Annotated in this window: 23 protein-coding genes; 12 read left to right on the forward strand and 11 right to left on the reverse strand. The window is 63.3% G+C overall.

Features of this window, described 5'->3' with window-relative positions; genetic code table 11:
* Window positions 1-317 precede the first annotated feature (317 nt).
* A complete protein-coding gene (locus tag ACODTZ_RS32285) occupies window positions 318-467 on the reverse strand; it encodes a hypothetical protein (protein WP_489030925.1) in 150 nt (49 codons plus the stop codon).
* 24 nt (window positions 468-491) lie between these two features.
* Window positions 492-737, reverse strand: coding sequence for a hypothetical protein (locus tag ACODTZ_RS32290; RefSeq protein ID WP_489030927.1), 246 nt, complete (start codon window positions 735-737; stop codon window positions 492-494).
* 445 nt (window positions 738-1182) lie between these two features.
* Here ACODTZ_RS32290 and ACODTZ_RS32295 point away from each other — a divergent pair, with 445 nt between their 5' ends.
* Window positions 1183-2298 (forward strand): DUF475 domain-containing protein, encoded by a 1116-nt coding sequence (locus tag ACODTZ_RS32295; protein ID WP_489030929.1) that lies wholly within the window; start codon window positions 1183-1185, stop codon window positions 2296-2298.
* Window positions 2299-2513: 215 nt separating this feature from the next.
* Here ACODTZ_RS32295 and ACODTZ_RS32300 read toward each other — a convergent pair whose 3' ends face one another.
* From ACODTZ_RS32300 to ACODTZ_RS32310, 3 genes are all read right to left on the reverse strand, one after another.
* Window positions 2514-2681: a hypothetical protein gene (locus ACODTZ_RS32300; RefSeq protein ID WP_018899785.1), complete on the reverse strand. Its 168-nt coding sequence runs from the start codon at window positions 2679-2681 to the stop codon at window positions 2514-2516.
* Between the two features lie 309 nt (window positions 2682-2990).
* On the reverse strand, window positions 2991-3299 hold the full coding sequence (locus ACODTZ_RS32305) for a hypothetical protein (protein ID WP_489030931.1): 309 nt from the start codon (window positions 3297-3299) through the stop codon (window positions 2991-2993).
* A 28-nt stretch (window positions 3300-3327) separates the two neighbouring features.
* A complete protein-coding gene (locus tag ACODTZ_RS32310) occupies window positions 3328-3567 on the reverse strand; it encodes a hypothetical protein (protein WP_489030933.1) in 240 nt (79 codons plus the stop codon).
* Window positions 3568-3702: 135 nt separating this feature from the next.
* On the opposite strand from ACODTZ_RS32310, the gene ACODTZ_RS32315 reads away from it, so the two are divergent.
* Both ACODTZ_RS32315 and ACODTZ_RS32320 read left to right on the forward strand, forming a co-directional pair.
* Complete coding sequence (locus ACODTZ_RS32315) at window positions 3703-3912, forward strand: hypothetical protein (protein WP_489030935.1); 210 nt, start codon at window positions 3703-3705, stop codon at window positions 3910-3912.
* A gap of 91 nt (window positions 3913-4003) precedes the next feature.
* The gene (locus ACODTZ_RS32320; RefSeq protein WP_489030937.1) at window positions 4004-4609 is read left to right on the forward strand and encodes a dienelactone hydrolase family protein; all 606 of its coding nucleotides are present in this window, start codon (window positions 4004-4006) and stop codon (window positions 4607-4609) included.
* Between the two features lie 82 nt (window positions 4610-4691).
* Here the strand turns inward: ACODTZ_RS32320 and ACODTZ_RS32325 are convergent, their stop codons facing one another.
* The 3 genes from ACODTZ_RS32325 to ACODTZ_RS32335 are packed head-to-tail and all read right to left on the reverse strand — an operon-like array spanning window position 4692 to window position 7679.
* A complete protein-coding gene (locus ACODTZ_RS32325) occupies window positions 4692-6209 on the reverse strand; it encodes a tripartite tricarboxylate transporter permease (protein WP_489030939.1) in 1518 nt (505 codons plus the stop codon).
* Window positions 6210-6231: 22 nt separating this feature from the next.
* Complete coding sequence (locus ACODTZ_RS32330) at window positions 6232-6723, reverse strand: tripartite tricarboxylate transporter TctB family protein (protein ID WP_489030941.1); 492 nt, start codon at window positions 6721-6723, stop codon at window positions 6232-6234.
* Entirely contained in the window at window positions 6720-7679 is a 960-nt protein-coding gene (locus ACODTZ_RS32335) for a Bug family tripartite tricarboxylate transporter substrate binding protein (RefSeq protein ID WP_489030997.1), read from the reverse strand. Before ACODTZ_RS32335 ends, ACODTZ_RS32330 begins: the two co-directional genes overlap by 4 nt.
* Before the next feature lie 311 nt (window positions 7680-7990).
* Here ACODTZ_RS32335 and ACODTZ_RS32340 point away from each other — a divergent pair, with 311 nt between their 5' ends.
* Complete coding sequence (locus ACODTZ_RS32340; RefSeq protein ID WP_112942864.1) at window positions 7991-8191, forward strand: hypothetical protein; 201 nt, start codon at window positions 7991-7993, stop codon at window positions 8189-8191.
* A gap of 155 nt (window positions 8192-8346) precedes the next feature.
* Here the strand turns inward: ACODTZ_RS32340 and ACODTZ_RS32345 are convergent, their stop codons facing one another.
* Window positions 8347-8823 carry a response regulator gene (locus ACODTZ_RS32345; RefSeq protein ID WP_489030943.1) on the reverse strand — a complete coding sequence of 159 codons (477 nt, stop codon included), beginning with the start codon at window positions 8821-8823 and terminating at the stop codon, window positions 8347-8349.
* Window positions 8824-9017: 194 nt separating this feature from the next.
* A complete protein-coding gene (locus ACODTZ_RS32350; RefSeq protein ID WP_489030945.1) occupies window positions 9018-10085 on the reverse strand; it encodes an ABC transporter substrate-binding protein in 1068 nt (355 codons plus the stop codon).
* Window positions 10086-10264: 179 nt separating this feature from the next.
* On the opposite strand from ACODTZ_RS32350, the gene ACODTZ_RS32355 reads away from it, so the two are divergent.
* From ACODTZ_RS32355 to ACODTZ_RS32365, 3 genes are all read left to right on the forward strand, one after another.
* Entirely contained in the window at window positions 10265-12115 is a 1851-nt protein-coding gene (locus ACODTZ_RS32355; protein WP_489030947.1) for a TPR end-of-group domain-containing protein, read from the forward strand.
* 71 nt (window positions 12116-12186) lie between these two features.
* On the forward strand, window positions 12187-12891 hold the full coding sequence (locus tag ACODTZ_RS32360; protein WP_489030949.1) for a response regulator: 705 nt from the start codon (window positions 12187-12189) through the stop codon (window positions 12889-12891).
* Window positions 12888-14261, forward strand: a complete 1374-nt coding sequence (locus ACODTZ_RS32365) for a sensor histidine kinase (RefSeq protein ID WP_489030950.1) — start codon at window positions 12888-12890, stop codon at window positions 14259-14261. The genes ACODTZ_RS32360 and ACODTZ_RS32365 overlap by 4 nt, the downstream gene beginning before the upstream one ends.
* 17 nt (window positions 14262-14278) lie before the next feature.
* On the opposite strand, the gene ACODTZ_RS32370 is transcribed toward ACODTZ_RS32365, so the two are convergent.
* Window positions 14279-14908 (reverse strand): TetR/AcrR family transcriptional regulator, encoded by a 630-nt coding sequence (locus ACODTZ_RS32370; protein WP_489030952.1) that lies wholly within the window; start codon window positions 14906-14908, stop codon window positions 14279-14281.
* A gap of 115 nt (window positions 14909-15023) precedes the next feature.
* Here ACODTZ_RS32370 and ACODTZ_RS32375 point away from each other — a divergent pair, with 115 nt between their 5' ends.
* The 5 genes from ACODTZ_RS32375 to ACODTZ_RS32395 all read left to right on the forward strand — a co-directional run bounded on the left by ACODTZ_RS32375 (window position 15024) and on the right by ACODTZ_RS32395 (window position 23984).
* Window positions 15024-16025, forward strand: a complete 1002-nt coding sequence (locus ACODTZ_RS32375) for an NAD-dependent epimerase/dehydratase family protein (RefSeq protein ID WP_489030954.1) — start codon at window positions 15024-15026, stop codon at window positions 16023-16025.
* 162 nt (window positions 16026-16187) lie between these two features.
* Window positions 16188-19508, forward strand: coding sequence for a transglutaminase family protein (locus ACODTZ_RS32380; RefSeq protein ID WP_489030956.1), 3321 nt, complete (start codon window positions 16188-16190; stop codon window positions 19506-19508).
* 20 nt (window positions 19509-19528) lie between these two features.
* Window positions 19529-21946 (forward strand): circularly permuted type 2 ATP-grasp protein, encoded by a 2418-nt coding sequence (locus ACODTZ_RS32385; protein WP_209235580.1) that lies wholly within the window; start codon window positions 19529-19531, stop codon window positions 21944-21946.
* A 4-nt stretch (window positions 21947-21950) separates the two neighbouring features.
* Window positions 21951-22829, forward strand: a complete 879-nt coding sequence (locus tag ACODTZ_RS32390; protein ID WP_489030958.1) for a transglutaminase family protein — start codon at window positions 21951-21953, stop codon at window positions 22827-22829.
* 165 nt (window positions 22830-22994) lie between these two features.
* Complete coding sequence (locus tag ACODTZ_RS32395) at window positions 22995-23984, forward strand: TadE/TadG family type IV pilus assembly protein (protein WP_247750411.1); 990 nt, start codon at window positions 22995-22997, stop codon at window positions 23982-23984.
* Window positions 23985-24199: the final 215 nt, after the last annotated feature.

Genomic DNA, 24199 nt, shown 5'->3' on the forward strand with positions numbered 1-24199 from the left:
GTTGGTGGGTGGGGCACCGGCCGAATTAATAACGACGAAACAAGCTCTACCAGCAGACTACGGCAGCCTCGCGTGCGGCTGCACCACGACGCCAACCCCACCCAGCGACCTCATCCTCGGGCTCGTCCCGAGGATCTAAGCACGCCGCCGCGAGTGCAACGGTTATGGACCGCTCACCGGCGTTAAAATCCATGCACGTCCAGCCCAGACCAACCCTCGGCAGATCCTCGGGACGAGCCCGAGGATGACGTTGGTGGGTGGGGTATCGCTCCCGTAATAAGCGATCTTGTGACGGACACTCCCCGGCAAGATCACCCTCAACCCGCAGATCGCGCCTCATCGCCAATCCGCTTCGTCTCTCCCGCCCTGACACCAACACGCACATCCGCGGTGGCCGGAACGGCAATCGCCCGCCACTCGCTTTCATGCTTCATGGTCAGGTCAACGGGCACGGTATTTACGGTCATATATCTCTCGCTGTCTGCTGGAATTCAGTTCTTCGTGTCGCCCTTGTCGTCGCTGGTGATCGGCCCCTCGCGCGACAAATCTCCGCCCGTCACATGCGCGGGCACATGAATGTCGTGGTGAACACCTGGCGTCAGCGTCAGGTCCACCTGATGCGGCGGCATCACCTGGGCGGTCTTCATCCGGTTCGGCTTCGCCCGTTTCATGCGGTCGGCCGCTTGCGTGCGCTTGTCGGGAATATGGGTGTCTGGAACGTGGCTGTGGGTCGGCATGGTCGTCCTCTCCCTTATCGTTGCACTCTTCGCTTTACACTGGCTCCGTTTCCCGACCGCGCACCGAGCGCGCCGCGACTGAAGTCGGCGGCCCATCGGCGACACATCTGTCGGGCAACTGAGGACCTAACGACCGGAGCGGCGGATGGTTCCCGATAAAAGCGATCACGCGCCCCAGCCCGATCTTGACTGAGCCGCGAACTTGACTATCTCTGTGGACATCCCGCGGCCTCAGACATCGGCCGGCGGGCAACCTGGTGCCGGGCCCCTCTGGCGAGAGTTTTTACGGCGCTCTCGTGATGTCGGTACCGCCTGCAGATAAGCCGGCGGATTTTCATTCGATGAAAAAGCACACCATGCCTCATGCGCATGCCCGTTGTGGTATGTCGCATTCTCTTTGCGTATCCACGCCCTTGAACACCGCGATCAGTGGGGAGGTTCGCTCATGAGCACCCCCACCAAGACGAAATCGACACTCAGCTACTTCACCTGGTCCTTCATCGTCACCGCCGTCGGCCTTGCGCTAGGCGCTGCCCTTGGCTGGCAGACGACCGGCACGATCGGCGGCATGGCGACCGTCTTCTTCATTTGTACGGTGCTTGCCGTGCTCGAGATCTCGCTCTCCTTCGACAACGCCATCGTCAACGCCAACAAGCTGAAGGAGATGACGCCGGAATGGCAGCATCGCTTTCTGACCTGGGGCATCGTCATTGCCGTCTTCGGCATGCGCATCGTCTTCCCGCTGGCGATCGTCGCCATCGCAGCCCAGATCGGCCCCTGGGAAGCCCTGGTTCTCGCCGCCCGCGAGCCTGCCGAATATGCCCGCATCATGAACGACGCACATCTGCCGATCGCAGCCTTCGGCGGCACCTTCCTGATGATGGTCGGCCTCAACTACTTCTTCAACCACGAGAAGGAGGTGCACTGGATCGCGGGCCTCGAACGCATGATGGCCCGCTCGGCCACCATCAAGGGCATCGAGATCGCCTTCGTGCTGGCCCTCATCCTCGTCTTCTCCTCCTTCCTGCCGGAAGAAGAAGCCAGCACCTTCGTCCATAGCGCCATCTATGGCCTTCTGACCTTCCTCGCGGTCGAGGTGGTGGGCGGCCTGCTGGATGCCTCGCAAAAGACGATGAGCGCTGCTGCCAAGGGTGGCCTCGGCGCCTTCATCTATCTCGAGGTGCTCGATGCCAGCTTCTCCTTCGACGGCGTCATCGGCGCCTTCGCGCTGACGCAGAATCTCTTCGTCATCGCCATCGGTCTCGGCATCGGCGCCATGTATGTGCGCTCCATGACGATCATGCTGGTGGAAAAGGGAACGCTCGCCGAATACCGCTATCTCGAGCACGGCGCCTTCTACGCCATCCTGATCCTCTCGGTGATCATGTACGTGCAGACGCTGTATCATATACCCGAAGTCATCACCGGGCTGGGCGGCGCAACCCTGATCGGCATCTCGCTCTGGTCCTCCATCCGCTACAACAGGAAGGAACAGGCCGAAGAGCAGGCGCATGGCGAGACGCATGCGCAAAAGGAACAGCAGGTTCAGCCTCAGACCTGAGCTGAGCGCTCCTGACGACTGGCACGCGGCGACCTCGTCCTCACCCCTCATCCCGGCCTTGTGCCGGGATCCAGCAGCGTCGCGTCCGCGACGCTAGGAGGAGAATGCGGCGGCGGCTCATTCGCCTCCAACGTCAGACAAAAACAAAGCCCGCGACCGAGAGGTGGCGGGCTGTTTCATTTCAGGCGGCCAAAGACCGCATCTTGATTCCAGGCTTAGTGATTGATGCGGCCGAACAGGCTCGGATCGATCCCAAGCTTGTTGAGATCGCGTTCCCGGGGGCGGCGGCCGGACTGGACGGCGGCGCTGGCGGCATTCGCGGCACCGATCATCGCAAAGGCGCGGCCAAGCAAGCCATCACGAATGGACTGACGGAAGGACATTGTCTTTCTTTCTCTAGCATATGATTGACTGCTTACATATGGGCGCGCGAGGCGGGAACCACAACCGCCGGGATTTCAACCCAGCCATGCGGGAATGGGCGGGGTGGGCGTCGATAGCTCCTAGAAGCGAGACCGAGCGTGTGGCCCCCTCACCCTACCCTCTCCCCGAGGGGAGAGGCGAAGAGACCGCAGAGGGTGCCGCTTTTCCCTTCTCCCCAGCGGGGGTCCGAAGGACGGGTCGAGACCGGTGGCTCGACCCTGGGGTGGCCCAAAGGGCGGATGAGGGGGCTCCGGGCGCGGAGGCCCGCGCTACTTCAAGAGCCCGTCAACGACCAGCATCATGACAAAGGAGCAGACAGATAGCCCAATGCTGCATGTCATCACCAGTCGCAGCCGCTTGAACCGACTGTCGATAAAGAACGGCGTTAAACGTGAAAATTGCCTTCCCTTCCGCTCTCCCCAGCGAAGGCCTCTCTCCTCCTGAAGCGAAAACATCGATTTGGTACGCCAGAGTATGACTGCATTGGTGATGAAGCCGCCGACAAAGCCGAGCATGAAAAGCGACATCAGAACATATTTGGCAGCTTGCACAACTGCGGTTGGCTCTTCTGCGTGCATGACAACACCACCTCAACGGTTTCTCAATTCATCTGAACGATATGATCGCCGCGATCAGCAATACCCATGGCAACAAGCCCACCGATCCCGCCATCGAGGACTCGCAGAGGACAGAGCCATCCGGGCCGCGCTTGAAACCAAGCCAGTTAAATCCGCCCTCGCCTGATGAGACACTCTGGACACGGATTTTACCCAGCGATGCAAGCGGCAACAGCGTTCTGGCTGTGGTGTAGCCTATGACTTCCAATAGAAAATCGACAACAAGCAAGTCCACCTCCCCCGATCGCACGAAAAACGCGCCGCGATATTCTGATCATGTAGGGAGCATGTTATAAAACTTTAAGTCGCAATCAGAAAACGTGCAAGCACCGCACTCGTCTTGCCGGGTCAATAAGGAAGCCAAATGTCGATAAACGAACAGCAGGTCGAATGGGGCCCCTGTTGCCTTTGCGGCAAGGGCATTGAGCCCACGTTTCCCGACCCGCTGCGCCTGACCGCTGAAACCGCCGATGGCAACTGGCAGGCTTGGTTTGCGCATGCCGCTTGCTTCAAAAGCAGGCTGGTCGATCCACCTGACGCGCCGCCCGGATTTTTTGCTCCGGCATATTTCTAGATAGCCTTGCCGTTGCCTCTGGCGGCGACGAAACCTCTCCCCCATGGACTTCCCCCGCCCCCGCCATACCTACCCCTCCCGGAGGTAACCCATGGCCGAAGTCCTGCTCTTCCATCACGCCCAGGGGCTGACGCCTGGCATCCATATCTTCGCCGATCACCTGCGCGATGCAGGCCATGTCGTCCATACGCCCGATCTCTTCGATGGCCATGTCTTTTCAAGCATCGATGAAGGCATGGCCTATATCCAGGCGACCGGGTTTGACGCGCTGCGCGAGCGCGGCGTCAGGCTGGCGGACGACCTGCCGGCCGAGCTCGTCTATGCCGGCTTCTCCTTCGGTGTCGTGCCGGCGCAGCAGCTGGCGCAGACGCGGCCCGGCGCACGCGGCGCGCTTCTGTTCCACGCCTGCCTGCCGATATCAGGCGAGTGGTCCTTCGGCCCGTGGCCTGAGGGTGTGCCAGTGCAGATCCATGCCATGGATGCCGATCCGATCTTCATGCGCGAGGGCGATATCGATGCCGCCCGCGAGATCCTGGAGCACGTGAAGGACGCGAGCCTCTTCCTCTACCCCGGCGACCAGCATTATTTCGCCGACAGTTCGCTCCCCTCCTGGGATTCCGACGCCGCCGAAGTGCTCACCCGCCGCGTCCTCGATTTCCTCAGACACGTCAACGGCGCCGGCGATGGGCTACCGTAAACAGAAACGGCCGGCGGATGTCTCCATCGCCGGCCGTGAAAGATAGGGGTTTGGGCAGTCTTTTTCTTTGTCTGAAGGCGCCTCAGTCTTCGCTGGCCGCCATCTGTGTCAGCACATCGCCGCGTCCGCGCAGGCGAAGGATGAGCGGCAGGATCAGCGCCAAGACCGCGAGGCCGAGCAGCACGGCGGCGATCGGCGACTGCACGAGCGTCGTCACATCGCCCTGGCTGATGGCGAGCGCCCGGCGCAGCTGCTGCTCCGCCAGCGGTCCGAGGATCAGACCGACGATGACGGGCGCGATCGGATAGTCGAAGACGCGCATGACATAGGCGATCAGCCCGAACACCAAAAGCATGCCGAGTTCGAACACCGAGGGATTGGCGCCGATCGTACCCAGCGTCGCAAAGACCAGGATGCCGGCATAGAGCCAGGGTTTCGGGATCGTCAGCAGCCGCACCCACAGCCCGACCAGCGGCAGGTTGAGGACGAGCAGCATCAGGTTGGCGATGAGCAGCGAGGCGATCAGGCCCCAGACGAGCTGCGGATTGGTGGCAAACAACAGCGGCCCCGGTTGCAGGCCATATTGCTGGAAGCCGGCCAGCATGATCGCGGCCGTTGCCGAAGTCGGCAGGCCGAGCGTCAAGAGCGGCACCAGCGTGCCGGCGGCGGACGCGTTGTTGGCGGCTTCCGGGCCGGCGACGCCTTCGATCGCGCCATTGCCGAATTCTTCCGGATGCTTGGAGAGCTTCTTTTCGGTCGCATATGAGAGGAACGTGCCGATCTCGGCGCCGCCGGCCGGCATGGCGCCGATCGGGAAGCCGATGACGGTGCCGCGCAGCCACGCCTTCCAGGAGCGTGCCCAGTCCTGCGCCGTCATCCAGACCGAACCCTTGATCGCCTCGATCTTGTCGGGCGCGGATGCGCCCTGTGCTGCGATGAACAGCGTCTCGCCAATCGCAAACATCGCCACCGCCATCGTCGTCACCTCGATGCCGTCGAGGAGATCCGGAACGCCGAAGGACAGCCGGTTCTGGCCGGTCAGCTGGTCGATGCCGACAAGCGACAGCGCAAGACCGATGAACAGCGAGGTGAGGCCGCGAAGCGACGAATTGCCGAAAGCCGAGGACACGGTGACGAAGGCGAGGATCATCAGCGCGAAATATTCACGCGGACCGAAGACGAGGGCGATCTTGACGATCAGCGGCGCGATGAAGGCAAGCGCCAGCGTGGCGATGAGGCCGGCGACGAAGGAGCCGATCGCCGCGGTGGCGAGAGCCGGCCCGCCGCGTCCGGCGCGCGCCATCTTGTTGCCCTCGAGTGCCGTGACGATCGAGGCGCTTTCGCCGGGCGTGTTCAGGAGGATCGATGTCGTGGAGCCGCCATACATGCCGCCGTAATAGATGCCGGCGAACATGATCAACGAGCCGGTCGCGTCGAGCTGGTAGGTGACGGGCAGAAGAAGCGCCACTGTTGTGGCCGGGCCGATGCCGGGCAGCACGCCGACCATGGTGCCGAGCGTGACGCCGATCAGTGCATAGAGCAGGTTCATCGGCTCCATCGCCGAGACCAGGCCCTGTAGAAGAAATTCGAATGTGCTCATGATGCTACTCTCAGGGCTCCCGTCAATGGATCAGGTGTTCCAGCGGTCCCGCCGGAAGCGAAAGCTGAAGCACAACGGCAAAAAGCCAGTAGATGCCGAGACAGATGACGATGCCGACAGGAATGCTGATCCAGATCCTGCGGGCGCCGAAGCCGGCGGCGGCAAGACCGAACAGGGCGCCGGTGGCGATCGAAAAGCCGAGCGGCCGGATCAGCACCATCTGCACGACGAGACCGGCAACGACCCAGACCACCGGGCCGAATTCCTGGCGCTCGCGCTCGGGGAAATCGCGACGGAACGCGGCAAAGACGGTCCAGATCCCCAGGCCGACGAGGACGTAGGCGATCCAGTGCGGCACCGTCGCCGGCCCGACCTGCGAATAGCCCGTCGTCTCGTTGAGGCGCGCCACGTCGAAGAAGATGACGGCCGCCATGGCGACCAGCACGGCGGCAATAACAAGCGCCGCCCAATCAGGGCGGCGCTGTTGCGATGTCACTTGGTTTTCGGGGTTCATTTAACCAGTCCGATGTCTTTCAGGATCGTTTCCGTCGCGGAAATGTCCTGCGCGAGCTGTGCTTCGAATTCCGGACCGGAGAGATAGGTGTCCATCCAGCCCTTGGTCTTCAGGTTGTCCTGCCAGGTCTTCGACTTGGCGAGCTTCTCGACATCGTCGGTCACGGCCTTCTTCTGCTCGTCGGTAAGACCGGGAGCGGCGGCCACCATGCGCCAGTTCTGCAGCACGACGTCGAAGCCGGATTCCTTCAGCGTCGGCGCGTCGATGCCTTCAACCTTCTTGTCGGCAGAGATGGCGAGCAGGCGCAGTGCACCGGCCTTGATCTGGCCTTCGAACTCGCCATAGGACGAAACGCCGGCCGTCACCTGACCGCCGAGGATGGCGGCCAGAGCCTCACCACCGCCGGAAAACGCGATGTAGTTGATCTTGGTCGGATCGGCACCAGCCGCCTTGGCGAGCAGGCCGACGAGAATGTGGTCCGTGCCGCCGGCAGAACCGCCGCCCCAGGAAACCGCACCCGGATTTTCCTTCAGCTTGGCGACGAGATCGGCGACCGTCTTGATATCGGAATTCGCCGGCACGACGATGGCCTCGTATTCGCCGGTCAGGCGGGCGATCGGGGTAACGTCCTTGAGGGTCACCGGCGACTTGTTGGTCAGGATGGCGCCAACCATGACATAGCCGCCAACGAGAAGGGCGTTCGGATTGCCCTTCTGCTGGCTGGCGAACTGGGCGATGCCGATCGTGCCGCCGGCGCCCGGAACGTTCATGACCTGAACCTTGCCGGAAATCTTCTCGCTCTGCAGCGAGGTCTGCATGGTGCGGGCCGTCTGGTCCCAGCCGCCGCCGGGGGCCGCAGGCGCCATGATCGAATACTCGGCGGCATAGGCCGGCAGCGCGATGGCGGCCGCGAAAATGCTGGTCAGGAAAATATGCTTCAAGAGACTGTCCTCCATGAGCGCGGTCTGTGACCACGCGTTGTTCTCGATCGGATCGGGAAGGACAGCGCACATGGATGCGAAAAGGCATCCGAAATATCTGGCGAAACTCCTCCCGAAACTTCCCCTATCCGCCTCCACGGAGTTGAAGTTCGACAAAAGGGACCACAACAAGCTGTCATTTAGCTGACACCCCGCGCTTATCCAGTCAGGACGGACACTTTTTTGCCGCAATTCGAATTCTTGGCCGAAGCAGCGGATTTTTGATCCACGGTGGGAACCCTTGTCGCCCTTCGACGTTAGACGAAAGTAATAGGGGAATTTGCGCCATGAGCACGCACATCGACATCAACCAGATCAATGACGACCGCCAGAATGACCGCTTGCGGGAAGTGTGGAGCGTCGCCGATTTTTCGCGCCGTCACCGGCTGGAAAAGGAAGAGGAGCAGCGCCTTTTCAAGCTGTTCGGCTCCTTCGCGACCAAGCAGGAACTGCTCTCGAACGCCCAGCGCCCTTGCCGCTTCCGCTGAAAAGCGGAGCGTCGCGCAAATAGGTCAAAACACCCATCCCCGGTGAATACCGCGGGCACTCTATCGAGCGGCCCGCCCATACGGCATCATCGCGATGCCGAGGCTGACTTAGTTTCACATCAGACAAATGAGAATTTAGAAAACCGCCCGGCGGCTTACGACGCCAGCGGCATCAGGAAGCGCGGCGAGATCAGCGATTTGCCGAAGCGGATCGCGGCCGCATAATCCAGCGCTTCCGATACCTTCTCCGGCCAATGCGGCTTGGAGACCACGCCGACAGCACTGCGGCTGTTGCGCACCATCTCGGGATTGCCGGTAACGAAGACGACGGTCACGCCATGCTCGCTGGAAAGACGCTCGGCGATCGCGGGGCCGGTCACGCCATCGGCGAGCTGAACATCCACCAGCGCCACTTCTGCCTGCTCGGCAAGCTCCAGCGCTTCGTCCAGCGTTCGGGCCGGGCCGATGACGGTGTGACCGAGATCCTCGACGATGGATTCGAGATCGAGCGCGATCAACAATTCGTCTTCGACAATAAGAATATTCATGCGGTAGTGCCCATATCTGTGGAATGCATGCCAGCCTGAAACTCGAAAACGCGTGACGACGCGATTGGTTCCCGACCTTTCCAATTTCCTAATATGGAGCCCGAGGGTTAAAAGAATAGTAGCCGCGCCATACCAATTTTGGGCTTTAAATGTTCAATACAAATGCTGCATTTCCTGGGAAAACCGACGAAATCGGGCGAAAATATACTTATGCAACCCATCCGATATAAATGCACCAAAACAACACGCTCAGCGCTCATGCGGCCCTGATCTAGCATCTACTGCGTGCGCAGCACCTCGTTCCAATGCGCGATCAGCCGCGCCCGCTTCACCTGGTCGAGATAGACCATCAGGCCGGGGCTCACAGGCACGGGCCTCAGCTGCGCCCCGAGCAGCGCCTGCATGGTGTTGGCGGTGTTTTCGCCTGTTACTTCGGGGCTGACGGCGGGGATCTGCAGCTCGCGCGCCATGATCGTCTGCCCCTCCTTCGACATGAAGAAGGAGAGGTAGCGCCGCCCAAGCTCCGGATTTGCCGCAGCCTGCGGCACCAGCCCGATCCGGGACATCACGACCGTATAGTCCTTCGGCAACACGATGCCGACCTCTGGATGGCGCTTGGCCCAATCGGCGGCGTAGGAGCCCAGAATATTGTAGCCGAGCACGAAGCGCCCGTCCGACACACGCTCCAGGATCGCCGAGCTCGTCGAATAAAGCTTCACTCCCGCCGCCCCCATGGCGCCGATGACCGACCAGATATCGCCGAACTGCTCCTGGTCACGCGCCATGAACAGGAAGCCGACGCCGGAGCGCTCGATGTCATAGGTGCCGATCCGCCCGTGCACCGCATCGCCCTTGCGCTTCAGATAATCGACGAACTCGGCGCGCGAGCTCGGCGGCTCCTCATTGACGAAGCTCGGCTTGTGATAGACGAAGACGGCGGGCTCGAAGGTCAGCGCATAGGCCGTGTTGCGCCAGTTCGCCCATTTCGGCCAGATCCCGCTCATCGGCAGGTTGCTTGGCTGCGCATAGCCGTCGTTGGAAAGCTTCACCTGCAGGTCCATGGCCGACGAAAAGGCGAAATCCGCCGTCGGCTTCCCCGCGTCCGTCTCCTGCACGATGCGATCGTAGATCTCCCCCGTCAGCATGTCCTCGTAGGTGACGGCAACGTCGGGGTTCGCCTCCTGAAATCCGCGGATCATCGGCTGCGCCAGCGGCTCGTCGAGCGACGAATAGACGACGAGCACGGGTGCCCCGGCATTGCCCGACACAGCCGGATAGAAAATCGGCTCCGCCAGGGCCAGGCCCGGACAGAGCAACATCAACGCAAGTAGTGGCAGTCTCCTCATGCGATGAGAATGCATGACTGCTCGATCAGGCACAAGGGAGCAGCGCCCGCGCTATCCGGCGGCGCGTGATGCTGCACATGCTCCATGCCCGTCCAAAGGCGTAACCGTGGCGCGCGACAATCAGCGCCAAAGACGTTAGACTTCCCGCGACCCAGTTGCCCTATCACCCGGAGGCCGCATTGGAGCGACGACTGACAGCCATTCTCGCCGCCGATGTCGTCGGTTATTCCAGGCTGATGGGCATCGACGAGGCTGGCACGCTGAAGGCCTTCAACCGTCACCGCGTCGAGCTGATCGAGCCGGCGATCCTCGAATATGGCGGCCGGGTGGTGAAGCTGCTCGGCGATGGCCTGCTGGTGGAATTCGGCAGCGTCGTCAACGCGGTCGCCTGTGCTGTCGAAATCCAGCGCGGCGTAGCACTCGGCAATGCCGAGGTGCCCGAGGACCGCCGCATCCGCTTTCGCATCGGCGTCAATCTCGGCGATGTCATCGTCGAGGGCGGCGATATCTTCGGCGACGGCGTCAATGTCGCCGCTCGTCTCGAGGCCGTCGCGGACCCCGGCGGCATCGCCGTCTCCTCCTCGGTCCGCGACCATGTCGGCGCCCGTCTCGACCTGCGTTTCGAGGATCGCGGCCGTCAGACGCTGAAGAACATCGAGCAGAAAGTCCACGTCTACGCCGTGCTCGTCGATCTCCCTGATCAGAGCACGGGCGTGGCCTCCGAAACGCCCGTCGCCGGCACACGCTCCATCGTCGTGCTGCCCTTCACCAACATGAGCGGCGATCCGGATCAGGAGTATTTCTCCGACGGCCTGACGGAAGACATCATCACCGATCTCTCGAAGATCTCGGGCCTGCTGGTCACCCCGCGCAACACCACCTTCGCCTACAAGGGCCGCGCGATGAAGATCGGCCAGATCGCCTGCGAGCTTTCGGTGCGCTATGTGCTGCAGGGCAGCGTGCGCACATCCGGCGGCCGCGTGCGCATCAGCGCCCAGATGATCGACGCCTGCAACGAGGATCACCTCTGGGCCGACCGCTACGACCGCGACCTCACCGACATCTTCGCCATCCAGGACGAGATCGCCCATGCGATCGTCGGCCAGCTGAAGGTCAAGATGCGCCCGGAGGAAGTGCGTGCGCTGGAAAGCGACCCCACCACCAATGTCGAGGCCTACACCTACTATCTGCGCGGCCGCAAATTCGCCCGCACCATGACCATGTCCTATCTGATCATGGCGAGGCGGATGTTCTACAAGGCGGTCGAGCTCGATCCGAACTATGCCCGCGCCTATGCCGGCATCGCCGATTGCGACAGCGCGCTCTACATCTGGTACGCCGCCGAGCTGCCGATCGACGAGATCCTCGAGATGACATCAAAGGCACTGGCGCTCGACCCCAATCTCGCCGAAGCCCACGCCGCCCGCGCCATCGCGCTGCATCACGCCGCCCGCGATGGAGAGGCAGACATCTATTTCGCCAAGGCGCTGGCGCTCGACCCCAATCTCTTCGAGGCCAATTTCCACTTCGCCCACCGCCTCTTCAAGCGCGGCCAGTTCGAGGACGCGATCATCTATTTCGAGCGCTCCGCCAGCCTCTACGGCGATGACTACGTCTCCCCGGTCCTGCTCGCCGCCGCCTTCCGCTCGCTCGGACTTCCCGAGGATGGCCGCAAATGGGCGGCCGAAGGGGCGGTCCGCGCCGAACGCGCCGCCGAGCAGAACCCCGGCAACTCCGCCCCCGTCCACCGCGCGGCGCTTGCCTACGCGCAGATCGGCGACACCAGGCGCGCCATCTCCTGGATCAACCGCGCGCTCGCCATGGACCCGCACGACGTCATCACCCGCTACAACGCCGTCTGCGTCCACGCTTTGCTCGGAGAAACCGAGCGCGCCGTCGAGCATATGCAGCAATTGCTGCCCAACAGCTCCTCCTACCAGATCGGCTGGTTCGAAAACGATTCAGACCTCGACAACATCCGCTCCGACCCGCGCTTCATTGAGCTGATGGCCGCGATCGCTCAGCAGTGAAGCCTTAAAAAGCGCATCGTGACATCGCCAGCGCCGCCCTGTAGTCTCCGGCGAGATCGAGGGGAGGATCCGTGCGCATTCTACTGGTGGAGGACAATATCGCGCTGGCTGACGGGCTGTCGGCCATTCTGCGCGGCACCGGCCATGCCGTCGATGTCGTGAACGACGGCGCATCCGCCAATGCGGTGACGGCGGCCGAGAGCTTCGACCTCGTGGTGCTCGATCTCAACCTACCCGAGATGGACGGCCTCGACGTGCTGCGCGCCATGCGCGCCCGCCAGAACCAGGCCGCGGTCTTGATCCTCACCGCGCGCGGCACCCCGGAAGAGCGCGTCAAGGGCCTCGACCTCGGCGCCGACGACTACCTGATCAAGCCCTTCGACATCTCTGAATTCGAGGCCCGCGTGCGCGTCCTCCTGCGCCGCCAGGCCGGCCTGCATTCGGCGACCGTGAGCTTCGGCGGCCTGTCGCTGGATCTGAACTCCCGCGCCTTCTTCTCAGGCGGCACGCCGCTCGATATCCCCGCCCGCGAGCTCGGCCTGCTCGAAATCCTCTTCATGCGCGCCGGCAAGGTGGTTTCGAAGGAAGCGATCATCCAGTCGCTCACCGCATTCGACGACGACATCTCCGCCAACGCCATCGAGCAATATGTCAGCCGCCTCAGAAAACGCCTCGCCCCACACGGCCTGACGGTAAAAACCGCGCGCGGGATCGGCTACTACCTCGACAAGCTGCCCGAGCCCGCACCCGATATGACCGCTCCCGAGGCCTCATGACGTCGGCCTATTCGCTTCGCCGTCGCCTCCTCTTCTGGCTGCTGATCTCCACCGCCGTCATCGGTATCGTGGCGCTGGCCGACACCTATCGCGAGGCCGTGCAGACCTCCAACATCGTCTCCGACCGCGTTCTCGCCGGTTCGGCGCTGGCAATCGCCGAGCGCGTCGTGGTGGCCGAGGATGGCTCGCTGCAGGTCGACATCCCCTATGTGGCGCTGGAAATGCTGACATCGGCGGCGCAGGACCGCGTCTTCTACCGCGTCGACGGCCCGCCCGGCCAGTTCATCACCGGCTACCAGGCGCTCCCCGTCATCACGGAGACCAAGGGCGAAGGTGCTGCCTTCGCCGACGATCGCTTCCGCAACGAGCCGATCCGTGTCGCCACCCTCAACCGATCGGCCTCGACGGGCATCCGCTCGGTACCCTTCACCGTCACCGTTGCCGAAACCACCATCGCCCGCCGCCAGCTCGCCCGCGCCATCCTGCTACGCTCGGCGCTGCGCCTCTCCGTCATGATCCTCGGCGCCGCCGTCATCGTCTGGATCTCGGTCACGGTAGCGCTGCGCCCGCTCTACAAGCTGCGCGACGCGATCGGCGAACGCAGCCCCGACGACCTGCACCCGATCGAGCAATCCGTGCCCAGCGAAGTCCAGCCGCTGGTCGATACCGTCAACGGTTTCATGATCCGGCTCGAGCAGGCGCTCGACGCACTGCGCAACTTCACCGGCAATGCCAGCCACCAGCTGCGCACCCCGCTCGCCATCATCCGCACGCAACTTGCGCTTTCCGCCCGCGCCACCTCGCTCGCCGATGCCCAGGCCGTGGCGCTGAAGGGCGACCAGGCAGTCGCTCACGCCGAACGCGTGCTCGCCCAGCTGCTCCTGATGGCGAAGATCGACGCCGCCACCTCGCGCGAGGCGCTGACGGCCATCGACCTCACCGCCATCGCCCAGGAGATAACCGGCGAACTCATCCCCACAGCATCGGCCGCCGGCATCGATCTCGGCTTCGAGGGTGACAAACAAGAGATGATCCGCGCCGAACCGCTCCTGATCGGCGAACTCCTGCGCAACCTCGCCGGCAACGCCATCGCCTATGCCGGCCACGGCGCCGAAGTCACCGTCCGCATTCGTGGTCTCGACGATGCCGTGCTGCTCGAAGTCGAAGACAACGGCCCCGGTATCCCGCCCGACCAACTCGCCGCCGTCCGCCGCCGCTTCTCCCGCGCCGACCAATCCGGCGCCCCCGGCGCTGGCTTGGGCTTGCCGATCGTCGAGGAGATTTGCGGGTTGTTCAATGCCAGGCTCGAGCTAGTTCCCGGTGGTGATGGACGAGGGTTGAAGGCAGTGGTGATGTTTCCGCGGGGCTGACGCAGCCTCCCTCCCGGTTACTCTGCAGCGTCGAACGACACGCCGCTCGTCAGCGCCACGGTCAGCGCCATCATCATCCGCCGGATCAACGGCTCCAAGTCCACGCCCGCCTTCATCGCGGCTTCGACATGGGCGGGATGGACATAAACAGTCACGGCGTCGCGAACGACTTCGGCGGCAGCGCCGATATCGTCAACCGTGAATTCCTTGCGCCGCACGCCGTCTTCGATGATCGCGGCGAGGAGCCGTGTCATCGCCGCCGCATAGCTCCGCACGAGTTCCGGCCGCTCATCAACGATCCGCCGGTAGAGTTGGTAGACCTCGAAATCATCGACGAAGTTCTCGCGCTTGCGGCGATGCAGCGCAAGCACCAGGCCCAAAAGCCGCTCGGCCGCCGGCGCCGTGGACGCGACGAAGCTCTCCGCCAGCGCCTCCTCGTCCTTCATCGCAGCAGCGACGATTGCGTCGAAGACCTCGGCCTTGGAGCGGAAATGCCGGTAGATCGTGGTGTGCGAGGTGCCCAAAGCCTTGGCAATGTCGACGATATTCGTCTTCACATGCCCGTGGCGTCTGATCTGCGCGGCAGCCACATCCAAGATCTTCGTCGTTGTCAGGCCGTCGTCGGCCATATTCGTTTCCTTGCTCATGGCTCTCCATAACCCAGTTGCCGTCGCATTTCCACAACGAACAAATTTCATATTTTGTTCGTTGAATTTTGTTCGAGCATGATTTACATCATCTTCAGGAAACAGGAGCTGCAACATGGCAGACATCGAAATCAAAAGACGCATTGCCTTCGTAACTGGCGGGTCCGGCTTCGTCGGCGGAAGGCTGATCCGGGCACTGGTCGCCCGAGGCTGGGACGTGCGCGCCCTGGCGCGAAGCAACGCAAGCATGGCCGCCGTTGCGGCACTCGGCGCCACGCCGGTCTCAGGCGATATCGGCAACCGCGAAGCCCTGTCGGCGGGTCTCGAAGGCTGCGACGTCGTCTTCCACGCCGCCGCCATGTTCAAGCTCTGGGGCACGCGTCGCGAGTTTGACGCCGTCAATGTCGACGGCATGGACAATCTGATCGCCGCAGCGGTCGCCGCTTCCTCGGTGCGCAAGCTGATCTACGTCAGCGCCGCGGCGGTCGTCATGGGCGACCCCGTCGACTTGGTCGAGATCGACGAGACCGCGCCGACGCAGCAGCGCGGCTTCGCGCCCTACAGCAGTTCAAAGGCCGAAGCAGAAGCGCGCCTGCTGGCCGCCAACAATCGCCGTCCGGGCTTTGAAACGATGGCGATCCGCCCGCCGATGATCTGGGGCAAGGACATGCCCATGCTGGAGCAGATGGCAGCCACCGTCCGCAAGGGGCAATGGCAATGGGTGGGTGGCGGCACGCAGGCCATGTCCACCTGTCACGTCGAAAACCTCGTTGAAGCGCTGCTGCTAGCGGCCGATAGCGGGCGTGGCGGGCAGGCCTATTTCGTCGCCGATGACGAAAAGGGCACATTGAAGAGCGTGCTGAGCGCGCTTTTGGCCACGCAGGGCGTCACGGCGAAGGATAAATCCGTCTCCTTTGCAATGGCCTGGCGGCTGTCCACCGTGATGGAAACGATCTGGCGGTTGCTGCATCTCGGCGGCGAGCCGCCGCTCACCCGCCAGATGCTGCAATTGATCGGCAAACCCTTCACGCTGCGCACCGACAAGGCTCAGCGTCATCTCGGTTATGAGCCGCGCTTGACCTGGCAGGAGGGGATCGATGCCATGTCGCGCTCCTGAGGAGAAAAAGCGGGTTCCGCCCAGTGGGTGACATGACCGGCTTCGGCGGATAACGCCGTAAGCCGGTTCCCCTTCCGCCTTGCATTCTCTCGCTGCATTGCACACACTGCACCCGGGAACAGCAAATGCCGTACAACGATACGGCCGCGGATAAGGCAGTCCATGTCGATCAAAGCCAGCATCTATCACCTGACGCATTACAAATACGACAAGCCGGTCCGCCTCGGGCCCCAGATCATCCGCCTCAAGCCCGCGTCGCATTCCAAGACGCGGGTGATCAGCCATTCGCTGAAGGTTTCGCCGGCGAACCATTTCGTGAACCTGCAGCAGGATCCCTACGGCAACTATCTGGCCCGCTACGTCTTCCCCGACCCGGTGACCGAGTTCAAGATCGAGGTCGATCTCGTCGCCGACATGACGGTCTATAACCCCTTCGATTTCTTCATCGAGGAGAGCGCCGAAATGTGGCCCTTCTCCTATCCCGAAGAGATCAGGGACGACCTGAAGATCTATATGCAGCCGCAGCCGGTGGAGCCGGCACTGGCAGCCTATCTCGCCGGCATCGACCGCACGCCGATGCGTACCACCGATTTCATCGTCGGCCTCAATGCCCGGCTGAAGAACGACGTCGAATACGTCATCCGCATGGAGCCCGGCGTGCAGTCGCCGCAGGAGACGCTGAAGCTGGCGCTCGGCTCCTGTCGCGACAGTAGCTGGCTGCTGGTCGAAATCCTCCGCAATCTCGGCTTCGCCGCCCGCTTCGTCTCCGGCTATCTTATCCAGCTGACGCCGGATCTGAAGGCGCTCGACGGCCCCTCCGGCACCGAGGTCGATTTCACCGATCTGCATGCCTGGGCGGAAGTCTACATCCCCGGCGCCGGCTGGATCGGCCTCGACCCGACCTCGGGCCTCCTGACCGGCGAAAGCCACATCCCGCTTGCCGCCACCCCGCACTATAGCAACGCCGCCCCGATATCAGGTGCGCTCTACGGCCACGCCAACACCGAATTCGCCTTCGACATGAAGGTGACGCGCGTGGCCGAACATCCGCGCATCACCAAGCCCTTCTCCGACGACAGCTGGGACGAACTCAACGCCCTCGGCGCCAAGGTCGACAATATCCTGCAGGCCGAGGATGTCCGCCTCACCATGGGCGGCGAGCCGACCTTCGTCTCGATCGACGATTTCGAATCCGCCGAATGGAACACCGAGGCCGTCGGCCCGACCAAGCGCGAAAAGGCCGATATCCTGATCCGCAAGCTGCGCGAACGCTTCGCCCCCGGCGGCTTCCTGCATTACGGCCAGGGCAAATGGTATCCCGGCGAAAGCCTGCCGCGCTGGACCTTCTCGCTCTACTGGCGCAAGGACGGCAAGCCGATCTGGCGCAATCCTGATCTCATCGCCGGCGAAGGCAAGGACACAGGTGTCGCGGCCGATGACGCCGCCAACCTGCTCGGCGCCATCGCCCGCGAACTGGCGATCGACACCGACATGGTGCTGCCGGCCTATGAGGACCCGGCCGAATGGATCCTCAAGGAAGGCAGCCTCCCTGACAATGTCGATCCCTCCAATTCCAAGCTGAAGGACCCGGAAGAGCGCAACCGCATCGCCCGTGTCTTCGAGCGTGGCCTGACGACACCGACAGGCTACATCCTCCCCGTTCAGGCCTGGAACGCTAAGGCGTCCGGCCAGCGCTGGATGAGCGAGCGGTGGAAGACCCGTCGCGGCAAGATCTTCCTCGTCCCCGGCGACAGCCCCGTGGGTTACCGCCTGCCGCTCGGCACGCTCCCCTACGTCCCCCCCGCGCGCTTCCCCTATATTCACCCCGCCGACCCCTCCATTCCCCGCAAGCCGCTCCCCGACGTCTTCGTGCCCTCGGGCCGAGCCATGCCGGAAGCCTCGCGCCATAGCGAAGAGGCCGGGCAGAGCCGCGTCGAGCAGACGCTGGGCGAGATCGGCGGCGCCGTGCGCACCGCGATCTCGGTCGAGCCGCGCGACGGCCGGCTTTGCGTCTTCATGCCGCCGGTCGAGCGCATCGAGGACTATCTCGAGCTGATCGCGGCGGCCGAAAACGCCGCCGCCGAGCTCGGCCTGCCCGTCCATATCGAGGGCTACTCGCCGCCGCAGGACGAGCGCATCAACGTCATCCGCGTCGCCCCCGACCCCGGCGTCATCGAGGTCAACATCCACCCGGCGTCGAACTGGCAGGACTGCGTGGCGATCACCAGCGTTGTCTACGAAGAGGCCCGCCAGTCGCGGCTCGGCGCCGACAAGTTCATGATCGACGGCCGCCACACCGGCACCGGCGGCGGCAACCATGTCGTGGTCGGCGGTGCCAATCCCGGCGACAGCCCGTTTCTCCGCCGTCCCGATCTGTTGAAGAGCCTGGTGCTGCACTGGCAACGCCATCCCTCGCTCTCCTATATGTTCTCAGGCATGTTCATCGGCCCGACCAGCCAGGCGCCGCGCATCGACGAGGCCCGCCACGACAGCCTCTACGAACTGGAAACGGCACTCGCCCAGATCCCCGCGCCCGGAAGGGGCGCAACCCCGTTGCCCTGGATCACCGACCGCCTGTTCCGCAACCTCCTGATCGACGTCACCGGCAACACCCACCGCGCCGAGATCTGTATCGACAAGCTGTTTTCGCCCGACGGGCCGACCGGCCGCCTCGGCCTCGTCGAGTTCCGCGGCTTCGAAATGCCGCCGAACGCGCGCATGTCGCTCGCCCAGCAGCTTCTGGTCCGCGCCCTCATCGCCCGCTTCTGGCAGAACCCGGCCGATGGCCGCTTCGTGCGCTGGGGCACCACGCTGCACGACCGCTTCATGCTGCCCCACTTCGTCTGGCAGGATTTTCAGGACGTGCTGGCCGACCTCAAGCAGAACGGCTTCGACCTCAGCCCGGAATGGTTCAAGGCGCAGCTCGAATTCCGTTTCCCCTTCTGCGGCGAGGTCGAATACGAGGGCTCGAAGCTGGAGCTGCGCCAGGCGCTGGAGCCCTGGAACGTCATGGGCGAGGAAGGCGCGATCGGCGGCACCGTGCGCTATGTCGACAGCTCCGTCGAGCGCTTGCAAGTGCGGCTCGAGACCAGCAATTCGTCCCGCTACACCGTCACCTGCAACGGCCGCACCGTGCCGCTGACGCCGACGGGCACCGCTGGTGTCTCGGTCGCCGGCGTCCGCTTCAAGGCATGGCAGCCGGCGTCGGGATTGCACCCGCTGCTGCCGGTCAACACGCCGCTGACCTTCGACATTTATGATACATGGTCGAAGCGTTCGATCGGCGGCTGCATCTATCATGTTGCCCATCCGGGCGGGCGTAACTATGACACCTTCCCGGTCAATGGTAACGAAGCCGAAGCTAGGCGTCTGGCGCGATTCGAGCCATGGGGGCATACATCGGGCGGCTATATCCCCGCGATCGAGACCGGATCGCCGGAATTCCCGCTGACGCTGGATCTGAGACGGCCGGCAGGCATTTAGACGCATTAGACTAGGGGTCCATGGGCAAGAAACCGGCAAGAGAGCTGCGGCAGCAGAAGAGCGAGCGCATCGGCAACGAGGCGGTGCTCGGCTATCGCCCGCCGCCTGGCGTCGCCGACGAGATGGTCGACCAGAACGGCGCGATCCGTCCGGTCTGGCAGCGCTTCATGGCGCATCTGAGCGGCATGCCGGAAAAGGACCTGACCGAGCGCTTCGCCCGCGCCGACCGCTATCTCCGCGATGCCGGCGTCTTCTACCGCGCCTATGGCAGCACCGGCAGCGCCGAGCGCTCGTGGCCGCTATCCCCCATCCCGGTGCTGATCGACGAGCGCGAATGGGAGAGCCTGTCGGAAGGCCTCGTCCAGCGCGCTGATCTGCTCGAAGCGATCGTCGCCGATATCTATGGCGACAACAGGCTGGTCGAGGATGGCGTGCTGCCGCCGGCGCTGATTGCCTCCAATCCGGAGTTCCAGCGCCCGCTCGTCGGCGTCAAGCCGGCCGGCGGCCACTATCTGCATTTCTGCGCCTTCGAGGTCGGACGCGGTCCCGACGGCAACTGGTGGGTCCTGGCCGACCGCACCCAGGCCCCATCAGGCGCCGGCTTCGCGCTGGAGAACCGGGTGGCGACCACCCGCGCCTTCTCCGACATCTACGCGGAAACCCCGGTGCATCGTCTCGCCTCCTTCTTCGGCGCATTCCGCGATGCACTGCAGGGCATGAAGCACAGCGGCGACGACCGCATCGCCGTGCTCACCCCCGGCCCCGCCAACGAGACCTATTACGAACACGCCTATATCGCCCGCTATCTCGGCTTCATGCTGCTCGAGGGCGAGGACCTGACTGTCGTCAACGGCAAGGTGATGGTGCGCACCGTCTCCGGCCTGAAGCCGATCACCGTGCTCTGGCGCCGCCTCGATTCCGCCTATGCCGATCCGCTTGAGCTCAACCAGACCTCGCACATCGGCACGCCGGGCCTCGTGGAAGCGCTGCGCGCCGAAAGCGTCACCATCGTCAATGCGCTCGGAAGCGGCATCATCGAAACGCGCGCACTGCTCGCCTTCATGCCCACCATCTGCCGCCGCCTCTTTGGCCAGGAGCTGAAGATGCCGTCCATCGCCACATGGTGGTGCGGCCAGAAGAGCGAACGCGACCATGTCGCCCAGAACATCGAGAAGATGGTAATCGGCCCGGCCTATTCGCGCGCGCCCTTCTTCGACGACAACGGCGAATCCGTGCTCGGCTCGGCCCTGCGCGCCACCGCCCGCGATTCCATCGGCGATTGGCTGAATACCGACGGCCCCAAGCTCGTCGGCCAGGAAGCCGTGACGCTCTCGACCACGCCGAGCTGGGTGAACGGCAAGCTGGTGCCGCGGCCGATGTCGCTGCGCGTCTTCGCCGCCCGCACAAAGAACGGCTGGCAGATCATGCCCGGCGGTTTCGCCCGCATCGGCGCCGGCGACGACGTGGCAGCAATCGCCATGCAATCGGGTGGCGCCGCCGCCGACGTCTGGATCGTCAGTGACAAGCCCGTCGAGCGCCACACGCTGCTGCCGACGGAGGCGAGCTTCACCCGCAACATGCCGGGCAGCCTGCCCAGCCGCGCCGCCGACAATCTCTTCTGGCTCGGCCGCTATATCGAGCGCGCCGAAGGGGCGCTGCGCATCCTGCGCGCCTGGCACGCCCGCTTCGCCGAGGCCGCCGACCCTAGCCAGCCGCTGCTGGCCGATGTCAGCGCCTATCTCGCCGCCGTCGATATCGACACCGAGGACGCGGTGCCCGACACGCTGCTGCGCAACATCGACAGCGCCGTCTATTCGGCAAGCAACATCCGCGACCGCTTCTCGCCGGATGGCTGGCTGGCATTGACCGATCTCGCCAAGACCGCCCGCCGCTTCCACGCGACAGTATCGCCGGGCGACGACGCGAGCCATGCGATGACGATCCTGTTGCGCAAGCTCGCGGGCTTCGCCGGTCTCGTGCATGAAAACATGTACCGCTTCACCGGCTGGCGCTTCCTGTCGCTCGGCCGCCATATCGAGCGCGCGCTGCACATGACCCGCCTGCTCGGCCACATGGCTGGCCCCGAAGCGCCCGATGGCGCGCTGGACATGCTGCTCGAGATCGGCGACAGCGTCATGACCCACCGCCGCCGCTACAACGTCAACACCGCGCGGCTGACCGTCACAGACCTGCTTGCGCTCGACGGGCTCAACCCGCGCTCGATCCTCTTCCAGATGAACGAGATCCTGCGCGAGGTCGAACAGCTGCCGAATGCGCTGAACAACGGCCAGATGTCGCCCTTCTACCGCGAATCCATGCGCCTGCGCTCCGGCCTCGCCGTCATGACGCCCGAGACGATGACCGACGACGTCTATCGCAGCCTCGAACGCGAGCTCGAGAACCTCTCCGATCTCCTCGCGCAAACCTATCTGGGGTGATTACGTGCTCTACGATCTGTCGCTGCACATGGGCTATAGCTACGATTGGCCGGCCTCCGGCGCCCGCCACATCATGCGCCTCCTGCCGCTCTCGCTACCCGATCGCCAGCGCTTGATCGCGGGCTCCATCAAGGTCTCTCCGACGCCGGACGAGCAGTCGAATTTCACCGATTTCTTCGAGCACCCCGCGACCTCCTTCATGGTCCGCGCGCCGCACGAGAAGCTCGACATCCGCATGCACGCCCGCGTTCAGGTCGAGAGCCACTCGATCACGGCCGATTTCTCGCCCGTGCTCGCCGATCTGCCGGAGGAGATCGCAGGCGTCTGGTCGCTGAAGCCGGGCTCCCCGCATCATTTCCTAGGCAACAGCCCGCGCCTGATCGAAACGCCCATCATTTCGGACTACGCCCAAGGCGTCGTCCAGCCCCGGCTGACCGTGCTCGAAATCGCGACAGCACTCTGCGCCGCGATCCACAAGGACTTCACATACGATGCCGAGGCGACCAACGTCGACACCACGCCGACCGAGGCCTTCCGGCTGAAGCGCGGCGTCTGCCAGGATTTCAGCCATGTGATGATCCAGGCGCTGCGCAGCCTCGGCATACCCGCGGGCTACGTCTCCGGCTTCCTGCGCACCATCCCGCCGCCGGGCAAGGAGCGGCTGGAAGGCGCCGACGCCATGCATGCCTGGGTCCGCGTCTGGTGCGGCGAGACCACCGGCTGGGTGGAACTCGACCCCACCAACAACATCCCCGCCGGCACCGACCACATCGTCGTCGGCTACGGCCGCGACTACTCCGACGTCGCCCCCGTCATCGGCGTGCTGAAGAGCTATGGCGGCCAGCGCGCCGTGCAGGCGGTGGATGTCATTCCGGTTAAGTAGTGCCTGTGAAGTACGGCCGATGAAGCAGGGCCGGAGGCCGACATCGAACGAAAGCGCACGAGAAAGCGACAAATCGATAAAATTAGATCAGACTCATAAAGCTGAGCTAAATGAAGATGGTCCAAGGATATTCGCATACTTTGCAAAACCATCTCGGTGAACATGATGCGCGCCTTGTCCCTGCTGAAGACCACTATCTCCCGCTTCTCGAACGACCGTGGCGGCAACTTCGCCATGGTGACGGCGTTGATTGCCACCCCGCTGCTTCTGGCGGGCGGCGCTGCGATCGATTTTTCCAATGCGTCCGCGCAAAGGACAAATCTGCAGGAAATTGCCGACGCGACCGCGCTCGAAGGCGGCAAGATCTTCGACGGTACCAATCTTGCCGCAGCCACCACCACGGCCCAGGCCTTCCTGAAGGGCTACTCCGCGCAGATGCCGAGCAATGTCAAATCGAGCATGACCGCCGATGGACGGACGTTCAAGGTTGCCTTGAGCGCAGCGGTCGATACCTCGCTGATGAAGATCGCCAATTACAACTCGATCCCGATCAGTGCCGACGCAGCAGCAATCGCACCGATGAAGCCGCAAAAAATCACGCTGACACCGACCAATGCGCAAGGCTTTTGGTACAAGGTCGTCTCGATCATCGTCGTGCGCCCGGACACGACCGCTGAGGTCGTACTCGGCACTTATACCTATCAACCGACAACGCAGACTAATAGCGGCCAGGGTACGAAGGTCATGAGCCCCTCTGGAGCAATCGATCTCGGCAAATATACCAAGCTGGTTCTGAAGATGGACATCAAGACCGACGGCTGCCCGCTCGGCGCCTATGCGACGGTCAACAGCAAGAAAGACGTCACCTGCAACGTTATCGACCCCAAGGATAAGAACAAGAGCCAATACTCCGGCTACTTCTCCTACAACAACACACTCAGAACCGACAATCCGGACACCAGCAACTACCTGTTTGTCGACGGCAAGCAGATGCCCCAGGGCATCAACTTCCCGCTGGAAAAATACTTCGGTTGCGCGAAGCCGCAAAGTCACGCTTGGGAAGACGGCGGTGGTTGGGATCGTCAGGACATCTTCTACACCATCTCGTCGGATTGCACTGCTACCGACAGCAACTACGTTCGCCTGACGCAGTAACATCGATTTCATCGCTCGAAAAAGCCGCCCCGAACCAATCCGGGGCGGCTTTTTTGTTGTCGTGAAACGTCGGGGACGGCCACGTCGCATGACGCAATGATGATGCATGAAAGCAACAGCGTCGGACGCAATTTGGCGGAAAGGCGAGCCCCGCCCGAATTCGTGTTGGAAAGCAACATTTCGTTAAAATTGAAGCAACCCCGTAAAAACAACCT

It is taken from the genome of Rhizobium sp. FG113 (assembly GCF_057809895.1).